This window comes from Actinopolyspora lacussalsi subsp. righensis (assembly GCF_900116555.1).
GTDB lineage: Bacteria > Actinomycetota > Actinomycetes > Mycobacteriales > Pseudonocardiaceae > Actinopolyspora > Actinopolyspora lacussalsi.
This window is the reverse complement of record NZ_FPAT01000001.1, coordinates 545,937-570,183: the sequence shown is the minus strand read 5'-3', so window position 1 is coordinate 570,183 and position 24,247 is coordinate 545,937. Positions and strand designations below refer to the sequence as shown.

The following is a 24,247-nucleotide window of genomic DNA, read 5'->3' as shown; positions in this document are numbered from 1 at the left end:
AGCTGTTCTGATCGGCGGGGTGGTTGTGCCTGCTCGCTCGTTGTGCGCTGAGAAGCGGCGAGTGGGCGTGTTCCGGTACGGCCGAGTTGGGCGTGAATGACCGAGGCGGCCAAAGAAGCTTAAAACGTTTTATTTTAAACTGGTGCATCCGGAATGCTCTTCAGATGAGCGGGGTGCGTGCGTGAATCGGTTCCGTCGGTATTCGCTCCCGCGGCCGGGGCAGGTGCGAGCGGCGCTGTTCCGCGAAGGAGACGTGCGGTGCGACCGGGCTCGCGATGCGGGGAGGTCGTCGACCGCCGAGTACGGGTAGGTGCGGCTGGTGCGGGCATCGGCAGCCTCGGTCTGTTCGACCTGGTTGCCGTGCCCGCTGCCCTTGACGCGGGTGCGCCCGGACCGGTTAGTGCGTCGCGGCCGGTTCGTACGCGCGAGACCGGTTCGCCTGCCAGCCCGTCAGCAGCAACGCCACCGCCGCGAGGACGACGTAGGCATTGCCGATGAGCTGCTGCGGCACATACAGCAGCGGGGAGACGTCGGCCGCGAGCGCGTGGAACGCTACCTTCCTGCCCGCGACGACGATCGCCACGGCGAGCAGGAACCGGCTGATGCTGCGGGTCCGCACCGCGGAGCCGAGCAGGATCAGCAGACCGGGAATGACCCAGACCCAGTGACTCGACCAGGTCGTCGGCGACACCAGTAGCGCGAACAACCCGGTCAACGTCATCGCCACCGGCGGTTCGACCCGGCCGAGCGTGCGTGCGAGCACGACGGTCAGCGCGAGGCACAGCACCGCCCAGAGCCCGTACTCCACCACCGGCTGCGATACCAGCCGGGCGAGCACACCCATGATCGACTGGTTGGTGTCGGCCGCATGACCCATAACGGAGGAGGCCGGACCATAGCGGAACCAGTAGTCCACCGATGCCTCGAAATCGATCGCGAAACCGGTCAGCGTGCATACCACGGCGGTGATGGTGCAGGTCACCGCTGCTCGGAAATCCCTGCGGAACAGGAAGAACAGCAGGAAGGCCGCTGGCACGAGCTTGATCGCGGCGGCGATGCCCACCAGCAGGCCACGCGGCCATCGCGGGTTCCGCACGAGGCAGTCCGCGGCGACCAGCCCCATCAGCAGGAGATTGACCTGTCCCTGGGCGAAGCACGCGTAGACGGGCTCCAACCACAGGGGCAACGGGAGCGCGAGGGCCGCGACGGCCAACGCGCCGCGAGGCCCCACACTGGGCCACTGGTGCCGCACGATCAGGTAGAGCGTCATACCGATGGCAGCCAGGTCCGCGGCCCACATCAGGAACGCTCCCACCGTGACCGGCGGTAGTGCGAACACGCTCAGCGGTAACAGCGCGAACGGGGGATACACCCAGGGCAGCAGATTGCCGCCGCGGAGCGGGGCCCAGTCCTCGATGATGTCGCCGCCGGACAACCAGGTGTGTACGGCCCAGCGGTAGACCTCGAAATCACCCCGGAGGTAGAGTTCCCCGCCTTCCCCGCGGAAGAGAGCGGGCAGCAGCACGAACCACACCGAGACGGCCAACAGCGGTAGCGAAGCGACAACGAGTACACGCGGGTACCTCGCCACCAGAGCGCGTAACCGTTCCCACGAACCGCCCCTCGAAGCCGGGGTTTCGAGGCCGATCGGCGGCGTCGTGGAAGTGTGCTTCGAAGTTGCCACTCCGCCATCCGATCACAGTGCTCCGGGCGGGATTCGAGGGCGGTCCGGAACCGGTCACGGCGCTACTCGATCGAGTGAGATCGCCACGTGCGATTCGACTTCGACTCTCACGATGGTGTGTCATAGCGGCCGAATCCATGTCGCACGTTCTTCCGGCCAAGCACGTCACCAGGACGCAGTCGAGAGAAGCTTTTGGCGGCATCCGAGGCAGGAAGGTTGCACTGAGTCCGATTGAGCCTGCCCCGCCGCGGGCAGCGCTGATCCCTTCACCCAAGTAGCTCCGGGAACCGGCACGACAAGCGTACTCGGGGCTCCTGACGAGGTCGTCGTCCGCGCCGGAGTGCGCCTTCGATCACCTGGCCGTGGCGAACAGCGTGTCGAGACATGCAGCTGTTCGGTGTGGTGGGGAATGGCATCAGTTTCGCCTTGCCAGGGACTCCGGCTGAGAAGGACCGGGCGGGGAAGATCGCCGGTCCCGACGTGCCCTCTGGCCGCTCCTGGCTCTCCCGGTCCCTGGCATGACCGTTCTCGGCACCAGCCTCAGTACGGCTTCGGTGCTCCGAGCGATCCCGTCGGTGCACAGAAGTGGAAGCGGACTCTGGTACGCCCTGCCGCCCGCCTTCAAGAGCACTTACGTCATTGCCTCCTGAACGTCCGCTCCGAGTTCTTTTCGGAGCCTTCTCGGAAAACACTGCGTCCGATCCGGTCCGGAGAGCAATAACGAAGACGCGGCGGAACATCAGGTGGTGTGATGCTGTTCCTGCGCCGGCTGACCACGGTGCCGCTTCACCTTTGTCATCAAGCGGAGAAAGGTAAGGGAACCCGCTGTGACACAGAACCTGGAGAGTGCTCGACAGGACTGGGCACAAGAGCCGGAGCGACCTTCTCGTCGGCGCAATGTCGAGAACGTGCGATGGCCCTGGTATCGCAGCCCTTGGGTAATCGGAACCGCGGTGCTCGTCGTCTTCAATCTGCTGCATGCGTTGCCGCGGTACCTCAGCTTCGATCCTGCCCTGTCGCGTACAGCCATCGACCCGAACTTCGCACTGCACTACCCAGTCCTCGTACTGCATGTGGTGACCGGCAACCTCGCCATGGTTACGGTGTTTTTGCAGATCCTGCCGTGGCTGCGGAAGCGCTCGGTGCGCCTTCACAGATGGTCTGGGCTGGTGTACGTGTACGGTGGAGCGTTACCGTCCTCGCTGCTCGCACTGATCCTGCTGCCGTATTCGCTGGCTCCTACGGGGAAGTTCGGCCTGTTCTCCATGGCTATCGCCTGGATCGCGACAACGATTGCCGGGTACCGGGCGCAGGCCGGGCACCGTTACCGCGACCACCGCAAGTGGATGGCGTACAGCTTCGCGATCTCTCTAGGTACCTCCTGGGGACGCATCCTCAGCACCGCCATGCAGACCATCCCCTGGTTCAAGATCGAGACCATGCTCTTCATCGAGATGTCGAATTGGTTGTGGGTGGGAAATGTGCTGCTCGCGCACTGGTGGTTACAGCGGCGTTCCCGTGTCAACAGAACCCGTGAAGCTCTCCAACCGGACAGCTGAGAATCTGCGTGGACAAACGAAAGGACTCATCGATGAGTCGATCGACCTTCACCGGGTTGTTGGATTCCTTCACATCATCCTCGCCGGGACAATTCTATGAGAATTACCAGCGGATGGTGGAAGCCGTATGGCGTAATGGAGAGCTGACCGAGCTTGCCCCTGAAGCGGCATCTGTCATCGTCGATCGCCTCGAGAATGTGTCCGATGATCGTAAGGGGTACCTGGTCCTCCTGCTCGGATTGCTCGCCGAGGCAGACCCGGCCTCGGACGGTGAAGTGGTTCGCGCCGTGCGAAATGGGCTCGACCAGTACCTCGACCTGCTGAAGCGGCACACACGTGGGCAGCCGCTGACCCTCGCTTTGCTCTACCTGCTCGGGCACTTCCCGGAAGCACGGGAGCGGATCCTCGAGTCGGTGTCCGACCACTGTCTTGACCAGGACGATTTATCCAGACTGGACCGCGTGCTGCGGCCGCTCGACGTCGACGACGTGGTGCTCGGTCGAGTCTGGCCGTCGCCGGCTGAGTGGACGCTGAGCGAGGCCGAGCGTGAGCACGACCGGGCGTGGATCGCCCAGCTCGATTCGGAGCAGATCGCCACTACCTATGCCGGTGACACCCTGATGTTGCTCGGCTATTCCGGGGCGAAGGCGTACTGGGAGCTGGGCAACGGGGAAGTGGGGGTGGTCACCGATCCGGACCGGACTGGAGACGTCGCGCAGGAGGCTCCTGCGTCGTTCGACGCGGCAGCGCTGCTCCGACACGTGTCAGCCCTGCGTTGCCCGGTCTGCCAGTTCGGGACGATCGTGGCCGATGATGGGGCGGGATGCGCCGACTGCGGGAGCCGGTTCTCCACGGCGCACGGTGTGCTCGACCTGACCGGCGCTGTCACCGAGGGCGACGAATCGGACGATGTGTTGCAGAACGCCGCAGTTCTGCGGCGGATCGGACTGTATTACGAAACCGTACTGCGACCTGGTTTCCTGCGGCTCATGGGATGCAACTGGGGTGGCCGGGTTACACCTCGGGACGAGGACGACTACCTGGTCGACCGCACGCGCCCGGTGGACGGGCCAGTGCTCGACCTGGCCGCCGGCGCCGGGAGATGGACCACCGTGCTGGCCGGTGCGGTAGGTGCCGAACGCGTGATCGCGCTGGATCTGAACAAGTACATGCTCACGTGGCTACGTGGCCGGCTGCCCGAGGTGCCTGCCGTGCAGGCGAACGCACTCGATCTTCCGTTCGGTGACGACACGCTCGGCGCGGTCAACTGCTGGAACACGCTGCAGGCCCTACCCGATCCGGCCGGAGCTATCGCCGAGATCGGCCGCTGCTTGCGTCCGGGTGGCACGTTCACGCTGCTTACGTTCCGGCGCTCGGAGGACCCGATCTACCGCTACTTCCAGAACTCCTTCCGAGGCCCCGGTTTCCCCGACGGTGGTATGCCACTGTTTCGGCTCGAGGAAATCCGTAACTGGCTCGCCCAAGCGGGGTTGACCGTGAGCGCCGAGTCCACCCCCGGAAACTTCATCTTTGTCACCGCTGTAAGCAGCTGATCCCGGAGAGGGCGCGTCGTCGGCACCGCCGGGAAGCGGAGCGGATCGAAACGTGCTCCAGCGCAAAGCTGTTTTCGGCACCCGAGGGAGACGGATATCCGATTTTTCCGCCTTGGAGAATTTTGTGTTCGAAAATGAAGAACATTTTTTGAGGGCGAATTATGGCGAAAAGGAGTCGTTTCGGCGCGTCGACCGGTGCCCGCGTGATCGGTGGAGTTGGCCTGACCGGGTGCAGGTGTACGGCGGATGACTGAACGACCCCTCGTGACAGGGAGGTGTTGAAGGGGCGACCACGTCGTTGGATGGCTACCAACGGGATTGTCCTCGTCCCGGCCAGCACGGGTGACGATATCGAGATCTGCTACATTGCGAGCCCGACCGGACGTGTAGCGTGACCGGCCCGTCTGCCGCGGAGGAGGAGAAGAATGAAGTTCCTGTTGATTATGCATATGAACCCACAGATCTGGGAGTCCCTCACCGAGGAAGAGCGCAACGAGGTGGTCGAAGGTCAAGCCGAGTTCATGGAGACTGTCCGCGAATCCGGTGAACTGCTCGCGGCGAATGCGCTGGCCGATCCCGCCGAAAGCGCCGTCGTTCGCGTCCGCGAGGGTGCGCCCATGGTGAGCGATGGCCCTTACCTCGAGGCGAAGGAGTACCTGGGCGGTTACTACCTTGTCGAATGCGCGGAACGGGACCGTGCTATCGAGCTGGCCGCGATGATCCCGGACGCCAAGGTGGAGGGACTTGGTGTCGAGGTTCGTCCCGTGGTTTTCGCGGCCGGACCAGAGGCGAGCTCGGAGGCGTGAGCGGCGCGGCTGAGATGAAGTTCCTGTTGGACGTGTATCCCGACCCAGTGGTCATCGCGGAGCTGCTCGATGATGAGAGGGAGACCGTGCTGAATCACGCGGATTTCGTAGCGACGGCGCGGGAATCGGGCGAACTGATCGACAGTCAGGTACTCGCCGACCAGCCGAACAGTACGTTGGTAGGTGTACGCGGAGATGGGACACGGTGGCAGACCGGCCGTCCCTCGAATCACCGCTTCGATTCGCCGCCTACTACTTCGTCGACCACGGGGACTGCGATCGTCCCTCGGGGCTGGCGGCGAGGATTCCGACCGTGTGCTGTGGCACGAGCGAGATGCAACCGGTGATGGTGCCCACCGGCATGGAGATTGGAAGTGAGTGACGAGGACCTCGGCCGCCTGCTGCGGGAGCTGGCCCCTCAGGTTCTCGGGGCACTCCTTCGCCGGTATCACGAATTCGACACCTGTGAGGACGCGCTCCAGGAGGCTATGCTGGCGGCGACCGTCCAATGGCCGCGTGAGGGAGTGCCCGACAACCCGCACGGCTGGTTGGCCACCGTCGCGTCCCGCAGGGTGGTTGACCAGATTCGTAGCGAGCAAGCCCGCCGTGATCGAGAAACGTCCAGCGCGAGCAGGGAACCACCGGACGCGATGCTCGCTCGTGGTGCGGACGAACGGGTCCATGACAACGATGACACCCTTACGTTGCTGTTCATGTGCTGCCACCCCGCACTGACCCCGGCTTCGCAGGTCGCTCTCACGCTTCGCGCGGTAGGGGGGCTTACCACGACTGAGATCGCCAATGCCTTCCTGGTGCCCGAGGCGACTATGGGGCCGCGGATCAGCCGTGCCAAGCAACGCATCCGGGCCGCAGGTACGACGTTGCGCATGCCCAGGGGGTCGGAGTACGTCGAGCGGTTGGGTGCCGTTCTGCATGTGCTCTACCTCAGCTTCAATGAGGGCTACACTGCCACCTCTGGGCCTGACCTGCAGCGTCCCGATCTGGCCGCCGAGGCCATCCGACTCACGAGGGACATCCATCGTTCGTTGCCCGAAGACGGCGAGGTCGCGGGCCTGCTCGCGCTGATGTTGCTGACTGACGCGCGCCGCGCGGCCCGTACTGATTCCATGGGCGGTCTGGTCCCGCTGGCCGAGCAGGACAGATCCCTGTGGGACAGCGAGATGATCGAGGAAGGTACGCGCCTGATCACCGATGCGATGCTGAGATCGCAGCTCGGTGCGTATCAGCTGCAAGCGGCGATCGCCTCTCTCCACGTGCAGCCGTCCCATGTGGACGAAACGGATTGGCGGCAGATCAGATTTCTTTACCAGGTATTGTGCCGAATCGCGCCGAATCCGGTGGCAACGCTCAATCACGCGATCGCTGTTGCTATGACCGACGGTCCGGAAGCCGGTCTGGCCATGGTCTCGGAGCTGGAGAGTGATGACCGGATGGCTCGTCACCATCGGCTCACGGCTGTGCGTGCTCACCTGCTGGAACTGGCCGGAGATACGACGGCTGCACGGGAGAACTATCTGCTCGCTTCCCGCCTTGCCACTGGTTTGCCCGAGCAGCGCTATCTGCGTGCGCGGGCCGACCGGCTCGCATAGATCGGCTCGGTGTCTGCCGACGGATCCGTCCGAGTGCGCGGCAGGCTACGTATGGAGCCGCCGGCAGTGGAATGGCAACGGGGAAGACGCTCAGGTTCGGCCAGACGTGTAACGGTGACGCCGTACCCCGTGATTGGGAGGTAGGAAGATGTCCGAGACGGCCAACCCACCTGCTTTCGGGCCGGTCACCGTCACGGCCGGCGATCAGCGCTACGAAAGCCTGGTGGAAGGCTTCAACCACCGATTCGTCGGCAAACCGGATTACGTGCAGTTGGTCGGTAGTACCGAGCAAGTTGTCGAGGCGGTGGATAACGCTGTCGCGGCAGGCAAGCGGATCGTGGTGCGTAGTGGTGGGCACTGCTTCGAGGACTTCACCACCTCATCCGATGTCGAGGTGGTGCTGGATCTCTCCCCGATGGCCAATGTGTATTTCGATGAGACACGCGGTGCGTTCGCACTCGAGAGCGGCGCGAACCTTGGCGACGTCTACCGGACATTGTTCAATGGTTGGGGAGTCACCATCCCGGCTGGCACTTGCTTCGAGGTCGGAGTCGGAGGACACATCACCGGCGGAGGCTACGGGCACCTCTCTCGACGCGACGGACTTGTGATCGACCACCTGTACGCCGTCGAAGTCGTCGTGGTCGACGAGACGGGCAAGGCTCGTGCGGTGATTGCGACCCGGGATCCCGACGACCCGAACCACGATCTGTGGTGGGCCAACACCGGTGGTGGCGGCGGTAACTTCGGCGTGGTGACCAGGTTCTGGATGCGCACACCAGGAGTCGACTCGACCGATCCGGCCGAGCTGCTCCCCAAAGCACCGGCGAACGTCCATCGGGGCCTCGTGATGTGGTCGTGGGAATCGATGACGGAGCAGGCGTTCGTCCGGTTGGTTCGTAACTACTGCGAGTGGTTCGAGAACAACAGTGATGCCGATTCACCGTACGTGAATCTGTGGAGTAACTTCATCATCACTCATCGGGCATCCGGCATGTTCGGGCTGACCACGGTGATCGACGGGGCCACGCCGGGTGCGGAGCAGCTGCTGAACGCGCAGCTCGAGGCCATCTGCGCGGATGTGGGGGTCGAACCGACCCTGAATACGCGGGACGTCCTCCCGTGGATGAGCAAGTGGATGCCCTCCTACAGTTGGCCAAGCGACCCCAACGGCCGCTACAAGAACAAGGCGGGCTACCTGCGCAAGTCCATGCCCGAGCGACAGATCAGAACGGTATACAAGTATTTGTCCGGTGCGGATTCCGATCACAGCAACCTGACAGCTTGCCTGGTGCTCACCGCTGTGGGCGGAAGGGTCAACACGATCGCCCCGGACGCGACCGCCATCCCGCAGCGTGACTCGATCCTGAAGGCCTCGTACGGTTCCGGCATGTGGCTCTCAGAGGAGGAGGACGACCGCCACATTGCCTGGGCACGCGAATACTATTACGAGGTGTACGCCGAAAGTGGTGGTGTCCCTGCGCCCGATGACATCCATGATGGTTCCTACATCAGCTATCCGGACATCGACCTGGCCGACCCGGAGTGGAACACCTCGGGCATCCCGTGGTACACGCTCTACTACAAGGACAATTATCCGAGGCTGCAACAGGTGAAGAAGGCATACGACCCGGGGAACGTCTTCCACCACGCCCTGTCGGTGGAACTGCCCGACGACTAAATGGGCTGCGTCACCGTCCGAGTGATCCGTATTGGGAGAGCGGAGAGCACGGGCCATCTCCCGACAGGATGCCCTGTGTCCGGTGATGGTGATTCGCCACACCGGTGCGGTCGGTGGCACCACCTGTGCTCAGGTCCCCCGAAGGGGGCCGGTCAATCCGAAAGCACGTTACCCGATCGACCTCGCTGCCCGCCCCGCGCGGCGTCGACGAGCTCGTCGACGCCGGCCCGGCGAACCGCATCCGGTGCCGATCCTCTTGATCGGATTTTTCGAACCACGTTGATCTGAACCATGTCCAAGCTGTAACCGCAACTGCTGGTCTTCAGCTGATTCAACATTCCTGGAGATGTTCAGGGTGCGTGAAAAAAGAATGATTCCTGTCAAAAAGCAGGACGCTTTTCGGTGATCATTGGAAAGGTCACATCGATCCTTTCGCGTTTCCTGTGCTTGACAGAAGGGAGCAGCAATGTCCGATAACATCGTCGGCGACCGTGCCGTGGTGCTCGGCGGCAGTATGGCTGGTCTGTTGACAGCTCGAGTGCTCTCGGAGTCCTTCGCGGAGGTCGTCGTCGTCGACCGCGACGAGCTGACCGAGGTGAAGAACTACCGGCGAGGCGTTCCACAAGGTCGTCATGCGCATGGGTTGGTCGCGCGCGGTCAGCAGATCGTCGAGAGCTACTTCCCCGGTCTGAAGGAGGATATCGAGGCCGACGGTGTGCGGACCGGTGACTTCAGCTCCGACGTTCGATGGATCTTCAACGGCCGTCGGATGAAACCGGCCCCTTCCGGGCTGGTGTGCGTGCCGTCCATCCGACCAGTGTTGGAATATCACGTACGTAGACGGACGATGGCCATTCCGAACGTGATTTTCCTTGAACGGCACGACATCCTCGGTCTTGAGACCAGTTCGGACGGTACCAGGGTACTCGGAGCCAAGGTCCGTGGACAGGACACCGGGGCGGCGGAGACGTTGTCAGCCGACTTGGTGGTGGACACCAGTGGCAAGGGGTCGCGGACACCGGCGTGGCTGGAGGAATTGGGATACCGACGCCCGGACGAGCAGAAGGTCAAGATCGACCTCGCTTACACGACGCGGCACTACCAACTCAAGTCCGACCCGTTCGGAACCGACCTCGCGATCATCCCGGCTGCCACGCCGCGCACACCACGGGGCGCGTTCTTCCACCACTTGCCGGGTTGGGGCGGCCGCGTGGAGCTGTCTCTGACCGGCTTGCTGGGCGATCACCCGCCGACAGACGACGACGGGTTCCTCGCCTTCGTCAAGTCACTGCCCGTTCCGGAGATCTACGAAGCTGTCAAGGATGCCGAACCGCTCGACAGCCCTGTGACGTTCAAGTACCCGGCCAGCGTGTGGCGTCACTACGAGCGGCTGAGCGAGTTTCCCGAGGGGTTATTGGTGCTCGGGGATGCTGTGTGCAGCTTCAACCCGATTTATGCGCAGGGCATGACCGTGGCCGCGCTGGAGACTCTGGTACTGCGGGAGCAATTGCGTTCCGGGGCGTTACCCACCGCCCGAGGGTACTTCAAGGCGATAGCCAAGTTGATCGCGCCCGCATGGGACGTCTCGGCCGGTGCCGATCTCGGCTACGACGAGGTGGCGGGAAGGCGCTCGCCCAAGGTGCGGATGGTCAACGCTTATGTGGCCAAGCTACAAGACGCCGCCGTGCACGACTCCACGCTCACCAACGCGTTCATCCGGGTCGCGGGGCTGGTTGACTCGCCGCAAGCGCTACTGCGCCCCGGAAACGTTATTCGCGTGCTGCGGCACTCCTGGCGCCGATCCGCCTCCCCCGCGGCCTCGTTGCCAGCATCAGAGCCTCCCGAAGCGTCCGACAAAGCCGCATAGTGGAAGGTGGACCTGTAATGCGCCCGTTCCATGTCCGTATACCGCAGGATGACCTCGATGATCTGAACCGCAGACTCGCCGATACCCGCTGGCCTGGGGAGCTTCCCGGTATCGGCTGGGACCGCGGCGTCCCCCTGGACTACGTCAAGGAGCTCGCCGAGTACTGGCGGGAGAGCTACGACTGGCGCGCCGCCGAACGTCGGCTGAACGAGTTCCCGCAGTTCATCACGGAGATCGATGGCACGGACGTGCACTTCCTGCACATTCGTTCGGCCGTTTCCACGGCTGTTCCCCTGATCATCACACACGGTTGGCCCGGATCGGTCACCGAGTTCCTCGACGTGATCGGGCCGTTGACCGATCCCGAGGCATATGGTGGGGAGGCGGCGGACGCTTTCCACGTCGTCATTCCGTCCATCCCTGGTTACGGGTTTTCCGGGCCGACCAACGAGACCGGTTGGGATGTCAAGCGGGTCGCTCGCGCATGGGCGGAGTTGATGAGCCGACTCGGCTACGAGCGCTACTTCGTTCAGGGCGGTGACTGGGGGACACCTATCTCGCTCGAGTTGGGGCTCGCCGATCCCGAGCACGTGGCCGGGGTCCACGTCAACTTTTTCGTGACCTTTCCGCCCGACGATCCGACCGCGTTCGCCGAACTGAGTGAGACCGAACAGGCTCGGTTGGAGTTCGGAGCCAGGTTCCAGCAGGACGGCATGGGATGGCAAAAGATCCAGTCCACCCGGCCCCAGACTTTGTCCTACGCGCTGACCGACTCGCCGGCCGGACAGCTCGCCTGGATCACTGAGAAATTCAAGGAGTGGACTGATTCGGAGAAATCTCCGGAGGAGGCGGTCGGCCGGGACCAGCTGCTCACTATCGTGTCGATCTACTGGTTCACCGCGACCGCGGGTTCGAGTGCGCAGCTCTACTATGAATCGGCGCGTGGCGACGCGGCGTTCGCCGACACTTGGGGCGGGCCGTGGCCGCTGGACCAACCGGTCGGGGTTGCCGTGTTCCCTGCCGACGCCGCGCGCCCCATCCGTTCGTGGGCCCGCCGTCTACTGCCCACTCTCGCCCACTGGAGCGAGTTCGACCGGGGCGGCCACTTCGCCGCCATGGAGCAACCCGAATCGCTGGTCGACGACGTTCGTACGTTCGTCCGGCCACTGCGCTGAGAGCCCCGGAAAAGATTGAAGATGCGGCGGGCGACCGTACCAAACGGCCGCCCGCCGCACCTTAACGGTTTCCGGGGTGTTTCTATGGGTTGGGTCGAGGGGTTGTGGGTGGTGGGGGCGAGTCCGGCGTAGGCGGCCAGGTCGTCGTGGCCGCACAGCATCGACAGGGCGGCCACGGTGTCATCGTCGGGGTCCAGATCTCGCAAGGTATGGGGCATGGTGCGGGCGGCGGCGGGCTGGTCGACCACCACCAGCACAGTGCCGTGCTTGGCCTGCGGCTCGTCGACGATCGCCCGTAGCTTCGCCTCGTTGTTGGGCAGCCGTTTGTCCAGCACCTTCTTGCTGTTCGGGGTGACGCTCCAGCCGCTAGCAGCGGTCTTACGATGCCTTCGAGCCCGGCGACACCACCCCCGGATCATGAACAACAGGGGGAACAGTCCTGCCGGGCCCAAAGGCCGGGAGTCCCCTTGCGGGGCCACCCAAAAGGTAATGGGGGACTAGTCCGTCGACATCTCAGCCCTCGCGCTCGCGAACAGATCAGGTGCTACGTCTTCGGCCAACGCCTTCGCCGTTTGCCATCCGATTTCGTGCTGCGTGCCGACCCCACCGCAGAGTACGACGAACCGTCGCATACCGGCGGACATCAGAGCCTCCAACTTTTCCCTGACCGTCTCGACTGATCCGACCAGTGCGAACGGGTTTCGGAGATAGGATTCGGCCGGTGCCTCGAGTATCGCCTTCATGTCCTCGTTCTCCAGCTCTGCCAGCGAAGACGAGTCCTGACCGGGCTTGATGGTCCCGGCCAGCCTCCCAGTGTGTTCTGAAGCGGCTTGAACGTGGTTGATGAAACCGTCGCGAACGATGTCGGCGGCTTCCTTGTCGGTGTCGGCGACAGCCGTGTAACAGGTCACCGCGACATTTGCCATCGACAGATCGTGTCCCGTCTCCTGTCCGATCTCGATGTAGCGTTGCAGGCGCGTACCAACCTCGTCCAATGTGATCGGGAGTACGCCATCCGCAGTCGGATTGGTGTTCAGACCGGTGAACACGGACATGCCACGGCGTGCCGCAGCCTCAAGGGAACCCTCCGTGCTCGCCGGGGCCCACAGCGGCACTCGCTTCTGCACCGGTCGAGGCCACGCGTTGAAGTTCGCGATCTCCGCGTCCTGGAGGAACGCAGCCTGCATCGGCCTCAGGTCGGCTTTCGCTACCGGATGGTCCACGTTGTGGAGAACACCGTCGATGAGGTCGACCGCGTTGTCCTGCGTCACGCGATCACCATGTCGGCCCAGACCGACTTCCAGTCGTCCGCCGGAGAGGACGTCGATCATGGCGAGCTGCTCGGCGAGTTCCATCGGCTCGTGCCAGAGAGGAATGTTCGCTCCGGAGATGATCCGTGCCGATTTTGTCTTTACGGCGAGCGCGGCCATCATGATGACCGGGTGGGGGATCGGTGACGATGGGCCGAAGTGCTCCGGCATGCTGACGCCCGCGTAACCGAGTCGTTCTGCGTCGACGCAGTGGTCGAGGTAGCTCTTGTAGAGCTCGGCTCCGAGCTTGCCCTCCCACTCCTCCGGAGCCCGTGATCCCGGTGGTGAATAGGTAATATTGTCCCAGTAAATGAACTTAACGTTATTCGGATCGTCGGCGAGTGCACTCACGCTACAGCACCTTTCATTTCGATTGAACGCCCTCAGCGTGCGACAGTGGGGCAGCTCTTCCTTCGGCCCTCTCCCGTCCACGAACGATGTTCGTGTCAGAGGAACCGAATTTAGGTCTGTGGTCCGAACTCGTTCGTCCTCTATCTTGCTCACTTCCACGGGGGAACGAATGCAGAATATCCTGAAGCTCCACGTTCACGGTCTTCGTCAGCACGGTAGCGGTTCAGAAAGTGTTCGCCGTTTCCCGGCGCCGTAGAACGTTCCTGGAGTGTCCGGTTCCTGCCTTTCTTCCCCGGGGGCTCAACTCCGCAATTCGAGAGATGCGGCATCGAGGTCGAGCGGACGAGGATTCTCGTGATGATGCACGACCACCGCGAATCGAATTGGAGCGTGTAGTGAGGTACTCGTCCACGTCGTCGGCTCCGACGACGCTCCTCCTGAGTGTCTGAGTCAACGGAAGTAGGAGAAGACCTGATGGCCGATCAGCGGTATCCCGGCACGAGCACAGGGCACCAGGAGATGAGGACGCGACCGTTCACAGGTGCGGAATACATCGAAAGTCTCCGCGACGGTCGTGAGGTGTACCTGTACGGTGACCGGGTCAAGGACGTCACGTCGCACCCTGCGTTCTCCAACCCGGTCCGTATGACCGCACGGCTCTACGATGCTCTGCACGACCCCGAGACCCGTGACGTGCTGACCTCCACGACCGACACCGGTAGCGGTGGGTACACGCACCGGTTCTTCACTACACCGCACAGTGTTGATGACATGGTCGGTGACCAGCAGGCGATCGCGGCGTGGTCCCGGCTGAGCTACGGCTGGATGGGGCGAAGCCCGGACTACAAAGCGTCTTTCCTGGGAACACTCGGCGCGAACGCCGATTTCTACGAGCCGTTCTCGGACAACGCGCGACGCTGGTATGCCGAGGCTCAGGAGAAGGTCCTGTACTGGAATCATGCCATCGTGCATCCGCCGGTCGATCGTAACCGTCCGCCGGACGAGGTGGAGGACGTATTCATACATGTGGAGAAGGAGACCGACGCCGGGCTGATCGTCAGCGGTGCCAAGATGGTCGCTACGGGGTCGGCGCTCACTCATCACAACTTCATCGCCCATTACGGACTGCCAATCAAGAAGAAAGAGTTCGCCCTGGTAGCTGCGGTGCCAATGGACGCCCCTGGGATGAAGCTGATCTGTCGGCCGTCCTACACGACCATGTCCGCCGTTATGGGAAGTCCGTTCGACTACCCGCTCTCGTCCCGGTTGGACGAGAACGACACGATTCTCGTGCTGGACAAGGTTCTCATCCCGTGGGAGAACGTGTTCGTCTACGGCGACATCGGCAAGGTTCGATTATTCGCAGGGCAGTCCGGTTTCATCGAACGGTTCACCTTCCACGGTTGCACTCGGCTCGCGGTGAAGCTCGAGTTCCTCGCCGGTCTGCTACTCAAGGCGTTGGAGACCGGCGGTACCAAGGACTTCCGCGGTGTGCAGTCCCGGGTCGGCGAGGTTTTGGCCTGGCGCAACCTGTTCTGGGCACTGTCCGACGCCGCCGCGCGCAATCCGGTGGAGTGGAAGAACGGTGCTCTGCTGCCGAACTCCCAGTACGGGCTCGCCTACCGGTGGTTCATGCAGCTGGGTTATCCGCGTATTCGCGAGATCATCCTGCAGGACGTGGCGAGCGGGTTGATCTACGTCAACTCCAGCACGGACGATTTCGCCAATTCCGATGTTCGGCCGTACCTGGACAAGTACCTGCGCGGTTCGGACGGTGTCGAAGCTGTGGAACGGACGAAGTTGATGAAGCTGTTGTGGGACGCGGTTGGAACCGAGTTCGGGGGGCGGCACGAGCTGTATGAGCGCAACTATGCGGGAAACCACGAGAACACTCGCTTGGAACTGTTGTTTGACCAGATGGCCAGCGGCGAAACGGAAAACTACAAGGCATTTGTGGACGAATGTATGGGCGAGTACGACCTGAACGGCTGGACCGTCCCGGATCTCTCGTCGTTCGAAGAGTTGCGTCGGACCAAACCGTTCGTGGATTGAGTGCCCGAGCCGCCAGAAGTAAAGGAGTGCACTGTGCTGGAGAACAAAGTTGTCGTGGTCTCCGGGGTAGGTCCCGGTCTGGGGAGGTCCCTGGCGCTGCGCAGCGCCGCTTCCGGGGCCGACGTAGTGCTGGCGGCCCGTACCGAGACCCGTCTGGCCGAGGTCGCGCGCGAAGTCGAGGCGGTCGGTCGTCGAGCGCTGGTGGTGCCGACCGACATCACGGACGAGGTGTCGGCGAAGACGCTAAAACGGACCACGTTGGAAGAGTTCGGTCGCGTGGACGCGCTGGTGAACAACGCCTTCGCCGTCCCACCGCTACAGCCGTTGACCGAAGTGGACATCGAGGACATCCACTCCGGATTCGAAACCAACGTGTTCGCCGCACTACGGCTGAGTCGGTTGTTCGCCCCGACGCTGGCCGAGCACTCGGGTGCTATAACGATGATCAATTCGGCGGTGATCAGGCATTCGAGATCGCCGTTCGGCGTCTACAAGATGACCAAGGAGGGTCTGCTTTCGTTGGCCCGGACTCTCTCGGCGGAGCTCGGTCCGCAGGGTGTGCGGGTGAACACGGTGGCACCTGGTTACATCTGGGGTGACGCGCTCAAGGCCGGGTTCGCGTCGATGGCAGAACAGCGCGGCACGACCGTACAGCACATCTATGACGAAACCGCGACCAACCTCGATCTGCTCCGGCTGCCCTCCCCCGATGAGGTCGCCAACGCGGTGCTTTTCCTTCTCTCGGACCTAGCGAGCGCGATCACCGGGCAGTGCCTCGACGTCAACGGCGGCGAGTTCCACCGCTGATCTCCGCTCAGCCAAGAAAGCCCGGAGGAGCCAGTGGGCCGAAGGAAACGATGGCCGGACCTCGCATCGGCAGGGCGGCCCCTCGGATTTCTCGGCGTCACGGAATCGACCCCGGCCTTGATAGGTCGGGGTCGATTCCGTGACGACACCCACCGCAGAGATTACTGGTCTTATGCGAGGTTTTCGGTGGGGTCGATTTCCGCCACTTCAAAGTCGCGAGCAGTGTTCAGATCGCGACTCGCGACGTACTCCCATTGATCACAGGTGAAGGTTCCCTTGATCAGGGGCTGCTTGGTTTCAGCGGATCACACTAGCTGCAGGCCGGACGGAACAAGTAGAACCGAACGCCGGTAATTGGCAGTGTCCTCGGGTCGTGGTCCTCGGCCTGTCGCGTCCTGGTCGCCGATCCCGATGTCCGCGGGCGGCGTATCTCATCACGAGTATCCCCTGAACGGGGAGCCCTGTTCAGTTCTTCGTCACCTCCCGAGGTGACAGCACTACCTGGGATCACCGAGGGCGGGGAGACGACACACCTCCCGCGGGCTTCCCGCGGGAGAACGCGAACACGGGCGCGGGAAGGGCGCAAGATCAGCCGGTCCGCTCCGACCGCATACGGGAACGACAGACCATGAGCCGAGGAGAACCGGGATGAATCGAACGCGGAACGGTGCGGCACTCGTCGAGGGGGCGCCCACGTGGCGCGATCGCCTCTCGCTCCGTTTCGCGCCGGATGTCAAGAATCGCTCGTCTGCTTCGACCTCCCCATGACAACTGGCTCGTCCCGTGTGCGGGCGGGCCAACCGGCACCCTGCGAAGTACTGGAAGGACCTGTCATGAACGACACGATCCCGGTGAAAGCCGGGTGGAGGGAATGGATCGCGCTCGCGGTGCTCGCTCTGCCGACACTGCTGGTCTCCATCGACGTGTACGTTCTCCTCCTCGCGCTTCCCCAACTGACGGCTGACCTGGGCGCGAGCAGCGTCGAGCAGCTGTGGATCACCGACATCTACGGGTTCCTGCTCGCCGGCTTCCTGATCACCATGGGAACGCTCGGCGACCGGATCGGTCGGAAGAAACTGCTGTTGATCGGCGCCGCGGCGTTCGGCGCCGCTTCCGTGGTGGCCGCGTACTCGACCAGCCCGGCGATGCTGATCGCATCCCGCGCCGTACTCGGTGTGGCCGGTGCGATCCTGACGCCTTCCACCATCTCGCTGATTCGCACCCTCTTCCGGGATCCCAAGCAGATGGGGCTGGCGATCGGGCTCTGGGGAACGTGTTTCTCGGCGGGCGCCGTGATCGGCCCGGTGATCGGTGGCGCGATGCTGACGCAGTTCTGGTGGGGATCGGTCTTCCTGCTCGGTGTCCCCGCGATGGTGCTGCTGCTCGTGGCCGGTCCGTTCCTGCTGCCCGAGTACCGAGCTTCGGACGCCGGGAAGCTGGACCTGACCAGCGTGGCGCTGTCGCTCGCCGCCATACTGCCTGTCATCTACGGGCTCAAGGAGCTGGCCAAGAACGGCTGGCAGGTGCTGCCGGTCGCGGGGATCGTGATCGGGCTGGCCTTCGCCGTCCTCTTCGTCGGTAGGCAACAGCGGCTGGAACACCCGCTGCTCGACCTGCGGCTGTTCGCCAGCCGACCGTTCAGTACGGCCCTGGGGGGCCAGATGTTCGGTACGTTGCTGATGGGCGCCATCATGCTGTTCATTACCCGGGACCTGCAGCTGGTCGAGGGGCTCTCGCCGTTCGCGGCAGGGCTGTGGATGATGCCCGCCATCGTGGCAAACACGGTGTCGTTCATCGTGTCGCCGATCCTTGCCCGCCGGTTCCGACCCGCATACGTGATCGGTGCCGGATTGGCAATCTCGGTCTCCGGTCTGATCGTGCTTACCCAGACCGACACGACGTCCGGTCCGACCACCCTCGTGACCGGATTCGCGCTGATCTTCCTCGGGGCTGGGCCGCTCGTGACGTTGAGCATCCACCTGATCATGGCCTCCGCTCCGCCGGAGAAGGCCGGCTCCGCCGGGGCGCTGAACGAGACCAGTGGCCAGTTCGGTTTCGCGTTCGGGCTTGCCGCGCTGGGCAGCATCGGTGCGGCTGTGTACAACAACCTGTTCACCCCGCCGAACGGTGTTCCGGCCGAGGCCGCCGATGCCGCGCGGGAGAGCCTCGCCGACGCCGTGGTCGCGGCCAAGGACTTGCCCGCGGATCAGGCCCGGGCACTGCTCGCGCCGGCGCGGGAGGCGTTCGTCAGCGGACTGCACCTGGTCGCCGCGATCAGTGCCGCGATCCTCGCTGTCGTTGCCGTGCTGATCGTCCGTCTGCTGCGCGACGTTCCTCCGACCGGTACCCAGTCAGATGGTGAGGACAACGAGAAAGAGGAGCGAGTGCAGGTCGACTGACTCCGAGGTGTCTCCGCGGTAACACTGTGTCGGCGGAAAGAAGAGGTTCGGGAAGATGGTCGTTCGGTGTGGGAAAAGTGGCTGTCTTCGGTGTCCGGCGTATCGCATGGGGCATTTGGATTCCGGTGCTGGATGGCGGTCTTGCGTGCCGGATGTGTCGCTTACCTGCTGGCCAGCGAGGACGGAACGCTTTTCCTTCTTGCTGAAAAGCAGCATTGTGCGGCAGCGAGTGAAAGGGACGACACATCACGCGTACTTTACGATGTGGTCGAGCGTGCGTACCTGTCCGCCATCATCACGCGCCGCGGCAACGACATCAACGATCGCATCCCGGAGGAATTCGGATAGTACAAACCCAGCCAAGTCTTCAGTGGATTCCGGCCCAACACTACTGACGCACCTGCAAACCGAAGTCGGTTTTAGGATGTTGACAAGTGTGCAGCTCGGTGTTCATGATTTTGATCTTATGATGATTTCGCCATGCAGTGGAACGGCGATTTCTTCGAATTGCTCCGTCCGGCTTCGTCGGTTATGCGCTGCCGACGATCGAAGGTCGGTGGGTCACGAGGATACTCGGTACCCCGTGTCGTCGATCGGTCGAAAGTGTCGAGGTCGGGCGGTGTTTTCCGGCCGGTGCGTTAAAGCGCCGACTGGGCGTCACGTAACTCATTGGAGTGGAACATGAAATTCGTACTGCAGTTGCACATGAACCCGACGATCTGGGCTTCGTTGTCGGAGGAGGACCAGAACGCGGTCATCCAGGGCCAGGAGGAGTTCATCAAGCTGGCCAAGGACTCGGGCGAGTTCGTCGCGACCAAGGCGATGGGCGGACCGTCGTCCAGTACGACGGTAAGGGTGCGTAACGGTGCGCCGCTCTCGACTGACGGCTCGTACCTACCGGGGGAGGCCGAGTTCATGTGCGGCTACTACGTCGTGGACGTGACGGGCAAGGACCGGGCGCTCGAACTGGCCGCGCAGATTCCGGACGCAAAATACACCGGGATCGAGGTACGTCCTGTGATGTTCGAGGCCGGAGCGGAGTAGCTCGCCTGTACGGGAGTGTTCTCGGGACCCGCCGCTTGACCGGGCGGGTCCTTCCGCTGGATGCCCGTGATGCTCTTCGCATCCGGTGCTCGGACGGCTTGACTGTCCGGTCCGATCGGATTTCGAGGGTGTCACGGGCCATCTCGTCTCGCGGTGGCGTTCCGGGCGATGTCGCCTGCGAGCAGCCCGGTCGGATCCACCCTGGCCCGTACCCGGTCGACCGCACGTACCGTGTCCGGTTCGAGAACTCCTTGGGGTTGTCGGAAGCTCTCCACGAACGTCGGTGCGGTCCGTCCGGTGTTCCACGGCCGCAGAGCGGTGCGCACGTTCTCAAGGCGGCTGGTGATCTTTTCCGCTGTCACGTCCGCCGTCTGTAGTCCGGCGCCGATGTAGGCGAAGTCAGCGTCGAAGTGATCCAGTGCGCCGCCCGCCGGATCAGATCGGGCCAGTGCCCCACCGAGCTGTCGGAGCTCGGCACTGACCAGTGGAGATCCGGAGGGTTCAGCGGTGACTCCGAGGAACGCCTCGGCTCCGCTGTCATCAAGGCCGGACAGCAGCATATGATCCCCGTGCACCGTCGCCGGTTCGGACGGATCCATGTGAGTCTCGGTTACCGCGGAAGGAAGGGCCGGTGACCACGTGTCCAGCAGTGGTTCGGCCACCGAACGCATCGGTTCAAGCAGGTCGGCGGCGTGATGTCGAGCTGTCGGCAAGTCCTCTTCGGTCTCCGCGAGCACCGCTCCGTCGACGCAGATCACCGGGCCGGCGCGCAGCTCCGGAGGGATCGCCGGGATGCTCGGCAGGTTCATTACCCGCAGGGACGTGGTTGCCGTCTCGGGAGCCGTCGTAGTCCAGGCAAGCCAACTTCGCATCAGCCGCTCGGCGTGTTCGACAGGCCAGAACGCGATCCCGGTGATTACTTTGGCAGCGGGGAACAGTCCGACTTCCACAGCAGTCACCACGCCGAACCCTCCACCACCGCCGCGTAGTGCCCAGAACAGCTCTGGATCGGCCGACGCGGATACCCGGCGCGACTTACCGTCCGCCGTCACCATCTCGATGGCGCGGACACTGTTGGCAGCGAGGCCGACCCGCCTACCGTAGAAACTCACGCCACCGCGCAGCAAGTACCCGATCACGCCAACATCCGGTGACGATCCGTGTGGGGCGGCCAGCCCGTGCGGGGAGGCCGCCTCAACAACGGTCCCCCATCGGGTTCCTGCGGGGACACGTGCGACGCGGCGTTCCACATCGACCTCCACTGGCTCGACCTGTTCGGTGCGAATCAGTACCGAGCCGTTCATGGGGCGAGCACTAGCACTGGCATGCCCAGTGGTCTGGATCCGCGCGTTAAGTCCTGCCCTTGTGGCATACCGCAGCGCGGCCCGGACCTGATCGGCGTCGTGTGTGGTGATTGCGGCTGTCGGGCGGGCAGGAGCGGCCAGGTTGAACACCCGCGTGGCCGTCTCGAAGGCGTCGTCGCCGGGCAGGGCGATGTCGGTGTGCGGTTCGTTCCTCGTGGTCATCAGTTCTTCCCCTCAGTTGATGCCGAACCGTGCCTGAGCGAGCTCACGGGTGGCCACCGAGGCCAGCAGAACACCGATACCCGAATGGCTGTGCATAGTGGACATATCGCGCCAGGTGCGTTCGATCCGCTCGCCCTGGCGTACGGAACTGGATCCTGCCGTGGGGAACAAGTGCGCCTCGACAGCATGCCAGGATAGCTGGATCGCTTCCCGACAGATCATGGCGAGGCGCAGATCCTGCTCGCGGGTGAACTCGGCCACGCCCAGGGCGCAGATGTCGCTCCACTGCCGGATGGCGTTGAGCACGGCAGCCTCGGCCGTTGCGATCATACCGGCTGCCTGGCCGTACCACCACTGGTAATCCGAGTTCTCCGCTCTGGTGACGCGAGGGGGGAACAGGGTGGTCCTGGTCCGCATCAGCTCCTCGTAGGCGTCCAGTGCGCCCTTCGCCATCCCGACCGCGAGGGCGGAGATTTCGAGCAGCATGAAGCTCAGCGGGCCGCCGCCGTACTCGGGGTTTCCGTGCAGCACGCGGCCCGGCGTCCTGGTGACGTCGACTTCGCTCATGTGCGTAGCGGGCAGGGTGAAGTGATCGGCGATGCGGCCGTTGTCGAATTTGATGCTGTGCGAACCACTGCCCTTCAGGCCGAGCTGGTTCCCCCAGTCGTCCAAGCGCTGCCATTCGCTGCTCGGCGCGACGAACAACATGGGCTCCGGAGCTTCCCCGTCGTTCAGCGAAACCGGAGTGTGTCCGAGGAAATGCGTGGCGTAAGGTGCTCCTGAGCAGTAGGCGAAAGTACCGTTGAGGATCCAGTCTCCGTTCTCGGCACGCTCGGCTGTGCCGCTCGGCGCGATGGTCGCGGGGCAGATGAAATCGCCTCCGCTGAAGAGCTCGGCCTGTGCCGGCTCATCGAACAGTGTCGCGACCTGGAGGGCATGTGTCCCACCTAGGCAGAACATCCAGCCGGTCGAGGGACATCCTCTGGCGAGGGCCATGGTCACGCGCAGGAATGTGTCGATACCGAACTCATAACCGCCGTAGCGCCGTGGAACCAGGATTTTGTAGAAACCGGCGTTTGTGAACTCCAGGTGCGTGTCAGGTGCGTAGAACGTGCGCTGCTCGGTCTCACGCTGCCGCTCGACAAGAGAAGGGGCGATCGCCTCTGCCCTGGCAATCACTTCGGCGGGTGTGAGATTCGGTTCCGGCGGGAGCGGAAATTCGTGGTCCGAAATATTGTTGGCGACGGTCATCGCTGAGCGGCTCCCTTGTCTCGACTGGCTCCGCGGGTAAGTTTCCCGATGGCGCTCCGGATGGGCGTCTCCCGCCTTGCTGAGTGATTCGACAGGTAGTTCTGGTATCCCGAATCGGGCAATGTGAAAGACCTGGTAGCGACACGGTGCTGTTACCTTTTTCGTGAATTGAATCCGGAGGGAGCTCCTAGTGGACCAGATTCCGCTGTCTTTCAACCAGCAATTCATGTGTGAGTTCGACCAGGGAGACGAGGCGGGTCCGTTCGGCCCGCACCACCACGTCGTGCATGGTTGGCGGCTACGAGGTGAGGTCGCAGTGGATACGATGCGCGCGGCGCTGGACGACGTGGTGACCCGGCATGAGGCACTGCGCACGGAAATCGTTCGGTACGGGGGGTCGGGTCACCAGCGGGTGCTGCCACCTCAGCCGGTAACCCTAGAGACCCGTGATCTGTCGTACGTGACTCCTGCCGACCGGGACGAGGCCGCGACCGAACTGATTACCGAGGTGGAGTCCGGCACCATCAGCGCGGGAGAGCTTCCGCCGATCAGGGGGCTGCTCGGTCGGTTCGACGACGACGACCACATCCTTGTGCTGATCGTGCACCACATCGCCGCCGACGGGTGGTCGGTCCGACTGGTGATTCGGGATTTCGCGCATCGGTATGCCGTCCGGCGTGGATTGGACGTAGGTGAGCTGCCTCCCGCGCGGCCGTACCGGGAGTACGCCGTCCGGCAACGTGCCAGCGTAACCGAGCCCGCTGTGGAGTCGTCCCGGGAGTATTGGCGGGACGCTCTGCGGGGTGGGCGGATCTTCTCCCTGCCGACGGACTACCCGAAGTCGGCAGGGATCCCCGAATCCACCGCAGTGTACCGATTCCTGATCGATACCGAGGTGGTCACGGCCGTCTTGGAGATCGCGAGGCTCAAGCGCTGTACGCCGTTCATGGTGCTGTTGGCCGGTTTCACGCGCCTCGTACAACGGATCTCGGACACGAACGATGTGGTCGTGCCCACCTTCACTCCGGGACGTTCCGAGGAGGAGTTCCAGGAAACCGTCGGGTTGTTCTTGAACCTTTTGCCGGTGCGGATCGACCTGGACGGCTGCCGTGACTTCGGGGAACTGGTCGACCGGGTCAGACGGAGCTGTATGGATGCTTACTCGCACGACCATGTGCCGACCGGTCTGATCCTCGACGAGGCCCCGAACCTGATGGATCCGGCGGCGGAGGACGACCGGGCCGCCTGTGTGTTCCAGGCTTTCCCGTTCCCCTTCCTGCTCGACGGTGAACCGATCGGAGACCTTGTGTACACCGAAGTGCGCCGACGACTGCGTTCTCAGCCGGTCGGTAGTGAGGTGCCGAACGGTGCTCTGTGGACGCTCAACTTCGATCCAGAGGGAGATGTGGTGGCGGCCGTCCAGTTCAACAGCAACCTGTTCCACGAGAGCACGATCGCTGCCATGGTGTCCGAGTACCTCACGGTGCTGCGCCTGAGTGTCACTGACCCGGAGGCGCCGCTGAACCGGTGAAGTCAGGAGCGGCGTAGTCGAGGAGCCCCCGGACTCCGCAC

The 24,247-nt window shown here is 63.5% G+C and carries 17 protein-coding genes and 1 pseudogene; 13 read left to right on the top strand and 5 right to left on the bottom strand.

From position 1 onward, the window contains the following. Positions 1–397: 397 nt before the first annotated feature. Entirely contained in the window at positions 398–1,684 is a 1,287-nt protein-coding gene (locus BM394_RS02425; RefSeq protein WP_245779925.1) for a glycosyltransferase family 87 protein, read from the bottom strand. An 827-nt stretch (positions 1,685–2,511) separates the two neighbouring features. Between BM394_RS02425 and BM394_RS02420 the strand changes: the two genes are divergently transcribed. The 7 genes from BM394_RS02420 to BM394_RS02390 all read left to right on the top strand — a co-directional run bounded on the left by BM394_RS02420 (position 2,512) and on the right by BM394_RS02390 (position 11,935). Beyond that, positions 2,512–3,243 carry a DUF2306 domain-containing protein gene (locus BM394_RS02420; RefSeq protein WP_092973242.1) on the top strand — a complete coding sequence of 244 codons (732 nt, stop codon included), beginning with the start codon at positions 2,512–2,514 and terminating at the stop codon, positions 3,241–3,243. A 32-nt stretch (positions 3,244–3,275) separates the two neighbouring features. Then, a complete protein-coding gene (locus BM394_RS02415) occupies positions 3,276–4,796 on the top strand; it encodes a class I SAM-dependent methyltransferase (protein ID WP_092973240.1) in 1,521 nt (506 codons plus the stop codon). 425 nt (positions 4,797–5,221) lie between these two features. Further along, on the top strand, positions 5,222–5,602 hold the full coding sequence (locus BM394_RS02410) for a YciI family protein (protein ID WP_092973238.1): 381 nt from the start codon (positions 5,222–5,224) through the stop codon (positions 5,600–5,602). 374 nt (positions 5,603–5,976) lie between these two features. Continuing rightward, positions 5,977–7,212, top strand: a complete 1,236-nt coding sequence (locus tag BM394_RS02405; protein WP_245779941.1) for an RNA polymerase sigma factor — start codon at positions 5,977–5,979, stop codon at positions 7,210–7,212. Between the two features lie 148 nt (positions 7,213–7,360). Continuing rightward, positions 7,361–8,893, top strand: coding sequence for an FAD-binding oxidoreductase (locus BM394_RS02400; RefSeq protein WP_092973234.1), 1,533 nt, complete (start codon positions 7,361–7,363; stop codon positions 8,891–8,893). A gap of 466 nt (positions 8,894–9,359) precedes the next feature. Continuing rightward, complete coding sequence (locus BM394_RS02395; RefSeq protein WP_092973232.1) at positions 9,360–10,760, top strand: FAD-dependent oxidoreductase; 1,401 nt, start codon at positions 9,360–9,362, stop codon at positions 10,758–10,760. Positions 10,761–10,777: 17 nt separating this feature from the next. Further along, positions 10,778–11,935 (top strand): epoxide hydrolase family protein, encoded by a 1,158-nt coding sequence (locus BM394_RS02390; RefSeq protein WP_092973230.1) that lies wholly within the window; start codon positions 10,778–10,780, stop codon positions 11,933–11,935. A 140-nt stretch (positions 11,936–12,075) separates the two neighbouring features. Here the strand turns inward: BM394_RS02390 and BM394_RS23185 are convergent. Next, positions 12,076–12,354: pseudogene (locus BM394_RS23185) on the bottom strand (IS110 family transposase); the annotation flags it as partial. Positions 12,355–12,432: 78 nt separating this feature from the next. After that, entirely contained in the window at positions 12,433–13,596 is a 1,164-nt protein-coding gene (locus tag BM394_RS02380) for an LLM class flavin-dependent oxidoreductase (protein WP_092973228.1), read from the bottom strand. A gap of 474 nt (positions 13,597–14,070) precedes the next feature. Between BM394_RS02380 and BM394_RS02375 the strand changes: the two genes are divergently transcribed. The 5 genes from BM394_RS02375 (at position 14,071) to BM394_RS02360 (ending at position 19,898) form a co-directional block, all read left to right on the top strand. Beyond that, positions 14,071–15,648, top strand: a complete 1,578-nt coding sequence (locus tag BM394_RS02375; RefSeq protein ID WP_217643297.1) for a 4-hydroxyphenylacetate 3-hydroxylase family protein — start codon at positions 14,071–14,073, stop codon at positions 15,646–15,648. 33 nt (positions 15,649–15,681) lie between these two features. Further along, positions 15,682–16,455, top strand: coding sequence for an SDR family oxidoreductase (locus tag BM394_RS02370; protein WP_092973226.1), 774 nt, complete (start codon positions 15,682–15,684; stop codon positions 16,453–16,455). Between the two features lie 833 nt (positions 16,456–17,288). Then, on the top strand, positions 17,289–18,854 hold the full coding sequence (locus BM394_RS02365) for an MFS transporter (protein ID WP_092973224.1): 1,566 nt from the start codon (positions 17,289–17,291) through the stop codon (positions 18,852–18,854). Positions 18,855–18,986: 132 nt separating this feature from the next. Next, complete coding sequence (locus BM394_RS22255; RefSeq protein ID WP_139235117.1) at positions 18,987–19,202, top strand: hypothetical protein; 216 nt, start codon at positions 18,987–18,989, stop codon at positions 19,200–19,202. Positions 19,203–19,535: 333 nt separating this feature from the next. Continuing rightward, positions 19,536–19,898: a YciI family protein gene (locus BM394_RS02360; protein ID WP_092973222.1), complete on the top strand. Its 363-nt coding sequence runs from the start codon at positions 19,536–19,538 to the stop codon at positions 19,896–19,898. Positions 19,899–20,029: 131 nt separating this feature from the next. Here BM394_RS02360 and BM394_RS02355 read toward each other — a convergent pair whose 3' ends face one another. Together BM394_RS02355 and BM394_RS02350 are read right to left on the bottom strand one after the other, a co-directional pair. After that, entirely contained in the window at positions 20,030–21,424 is a 1,395-nt protein-coding gene (locus BM394_RS02355; RefSeq protein ID WP_092973220.1) for an FAD-binding oxidoreductase, read from the bottom strand. Positions 21,425–21,436: 12 nt separating this feature from the next. Next, positions 21,437–22,675: an acyl-CoA dehydrogenase family protein gene (locus tag BM394_RS02350; RefSeq protein ID WP_092973218.1), complete on the bottom strand. Its 1,239-nt coding sequence runs from the start codon at positions 22,673–22,675 to the stop codon at positions 21,437–21,439. 190 nt (positions 22,676–22,865) lie between these two features. On the opposite strand from BM394_RS02350, the gene BM394_RS02345 reads away from it, so the two are divergent. After that, complete coding sequence (locus tag BM394_RS02345) at positions 22,866–24,206, top strand: condensation domain-containing protein (protein WP_092973216.1); 1,341 nt, start codon at positions 22,866–22,868, stop codon at positions 24,204–24,206. Positions 24,207–24,247: the final 41 nt, after the last annotated feature.

Bases quoted from the DNA above. Each gene is read 5' to 3' on its own strand.
- BM394_RS02415 (WP_092973240.1), top strand. From the start codon at position 3,276: ATGAGTCGATCGACCTTCACCGGGTTGTTGGATTCCTTCACATCATCC.
- BM394_RS02410 (WP_092973238.1), top strand. From the start codon at position 5,222: ATGAAGTTCCTGTTGATTATGCATATGAACCCACAGATCTGGGAGTCC.
- BM394_RS02400 (WP_092973234.1), top strand. From the start codon at position 7,361: ATGTCCGAGACGGCCAACCCACCTGCTTTCGGGCCGGTCACCGTCACG.
- BM394_RS02395 (WP_092973232.1), top strand. From the start codon at position 9,360: ATGTCCGATAACATCGTCGGCGACCGTGCCGTGGTGCTCGGCGGCAGT.
- BM394_RS02390 (WP_092973230.1), top strand. From the start codon at position 10,778: ATGCGCCCGTTCCATGTCCGTATACCGCAGGATGACCTCGATGATCTG.
- BM394_RS02375 (WP_217643297.1), top strand. From the start codon at position 14,071: ATGGCCGATCAGCGGTATCCCGGCACGAGCACAGGGCACCAGGAGATG.
- BM394_RS02365 (WP_092973224.1), top strand. From the start codon at position 17,289: ATGAACGACACGATCCCGGTGAAAGCCGGGTGGAGGGAATGGATCGCG.
- BM394_RS22255 (WP_139235117.1), top strand. From the start codon at position 18,987: ATGGCGGTCTTGCGTGCCGGATGTGTCGCTTACCTGCTGGCCAGCGAG.
- BM394_RS02360 (WP_092973222.1), top strand. From the start codon at position 19,536: ATGAAATTCGTACTGCAGTTGCACATGAACCCGACGATCTGGGCTTCG.
- BM394_RS02355 (WP_092973220.1), bottom strand. From the start codon at position 21,424: ATGACCACGAGGAACGAACCGCACACCGACATCGCCCTGCCCGGCGAC.
- BM394_RS02350 (WP_092973218.1), bottom strand. From the start codon at position 22,675: ATGACCGTCGCCAACAATATTTCGGACCACGAATTTCCGCTCCCGCCG.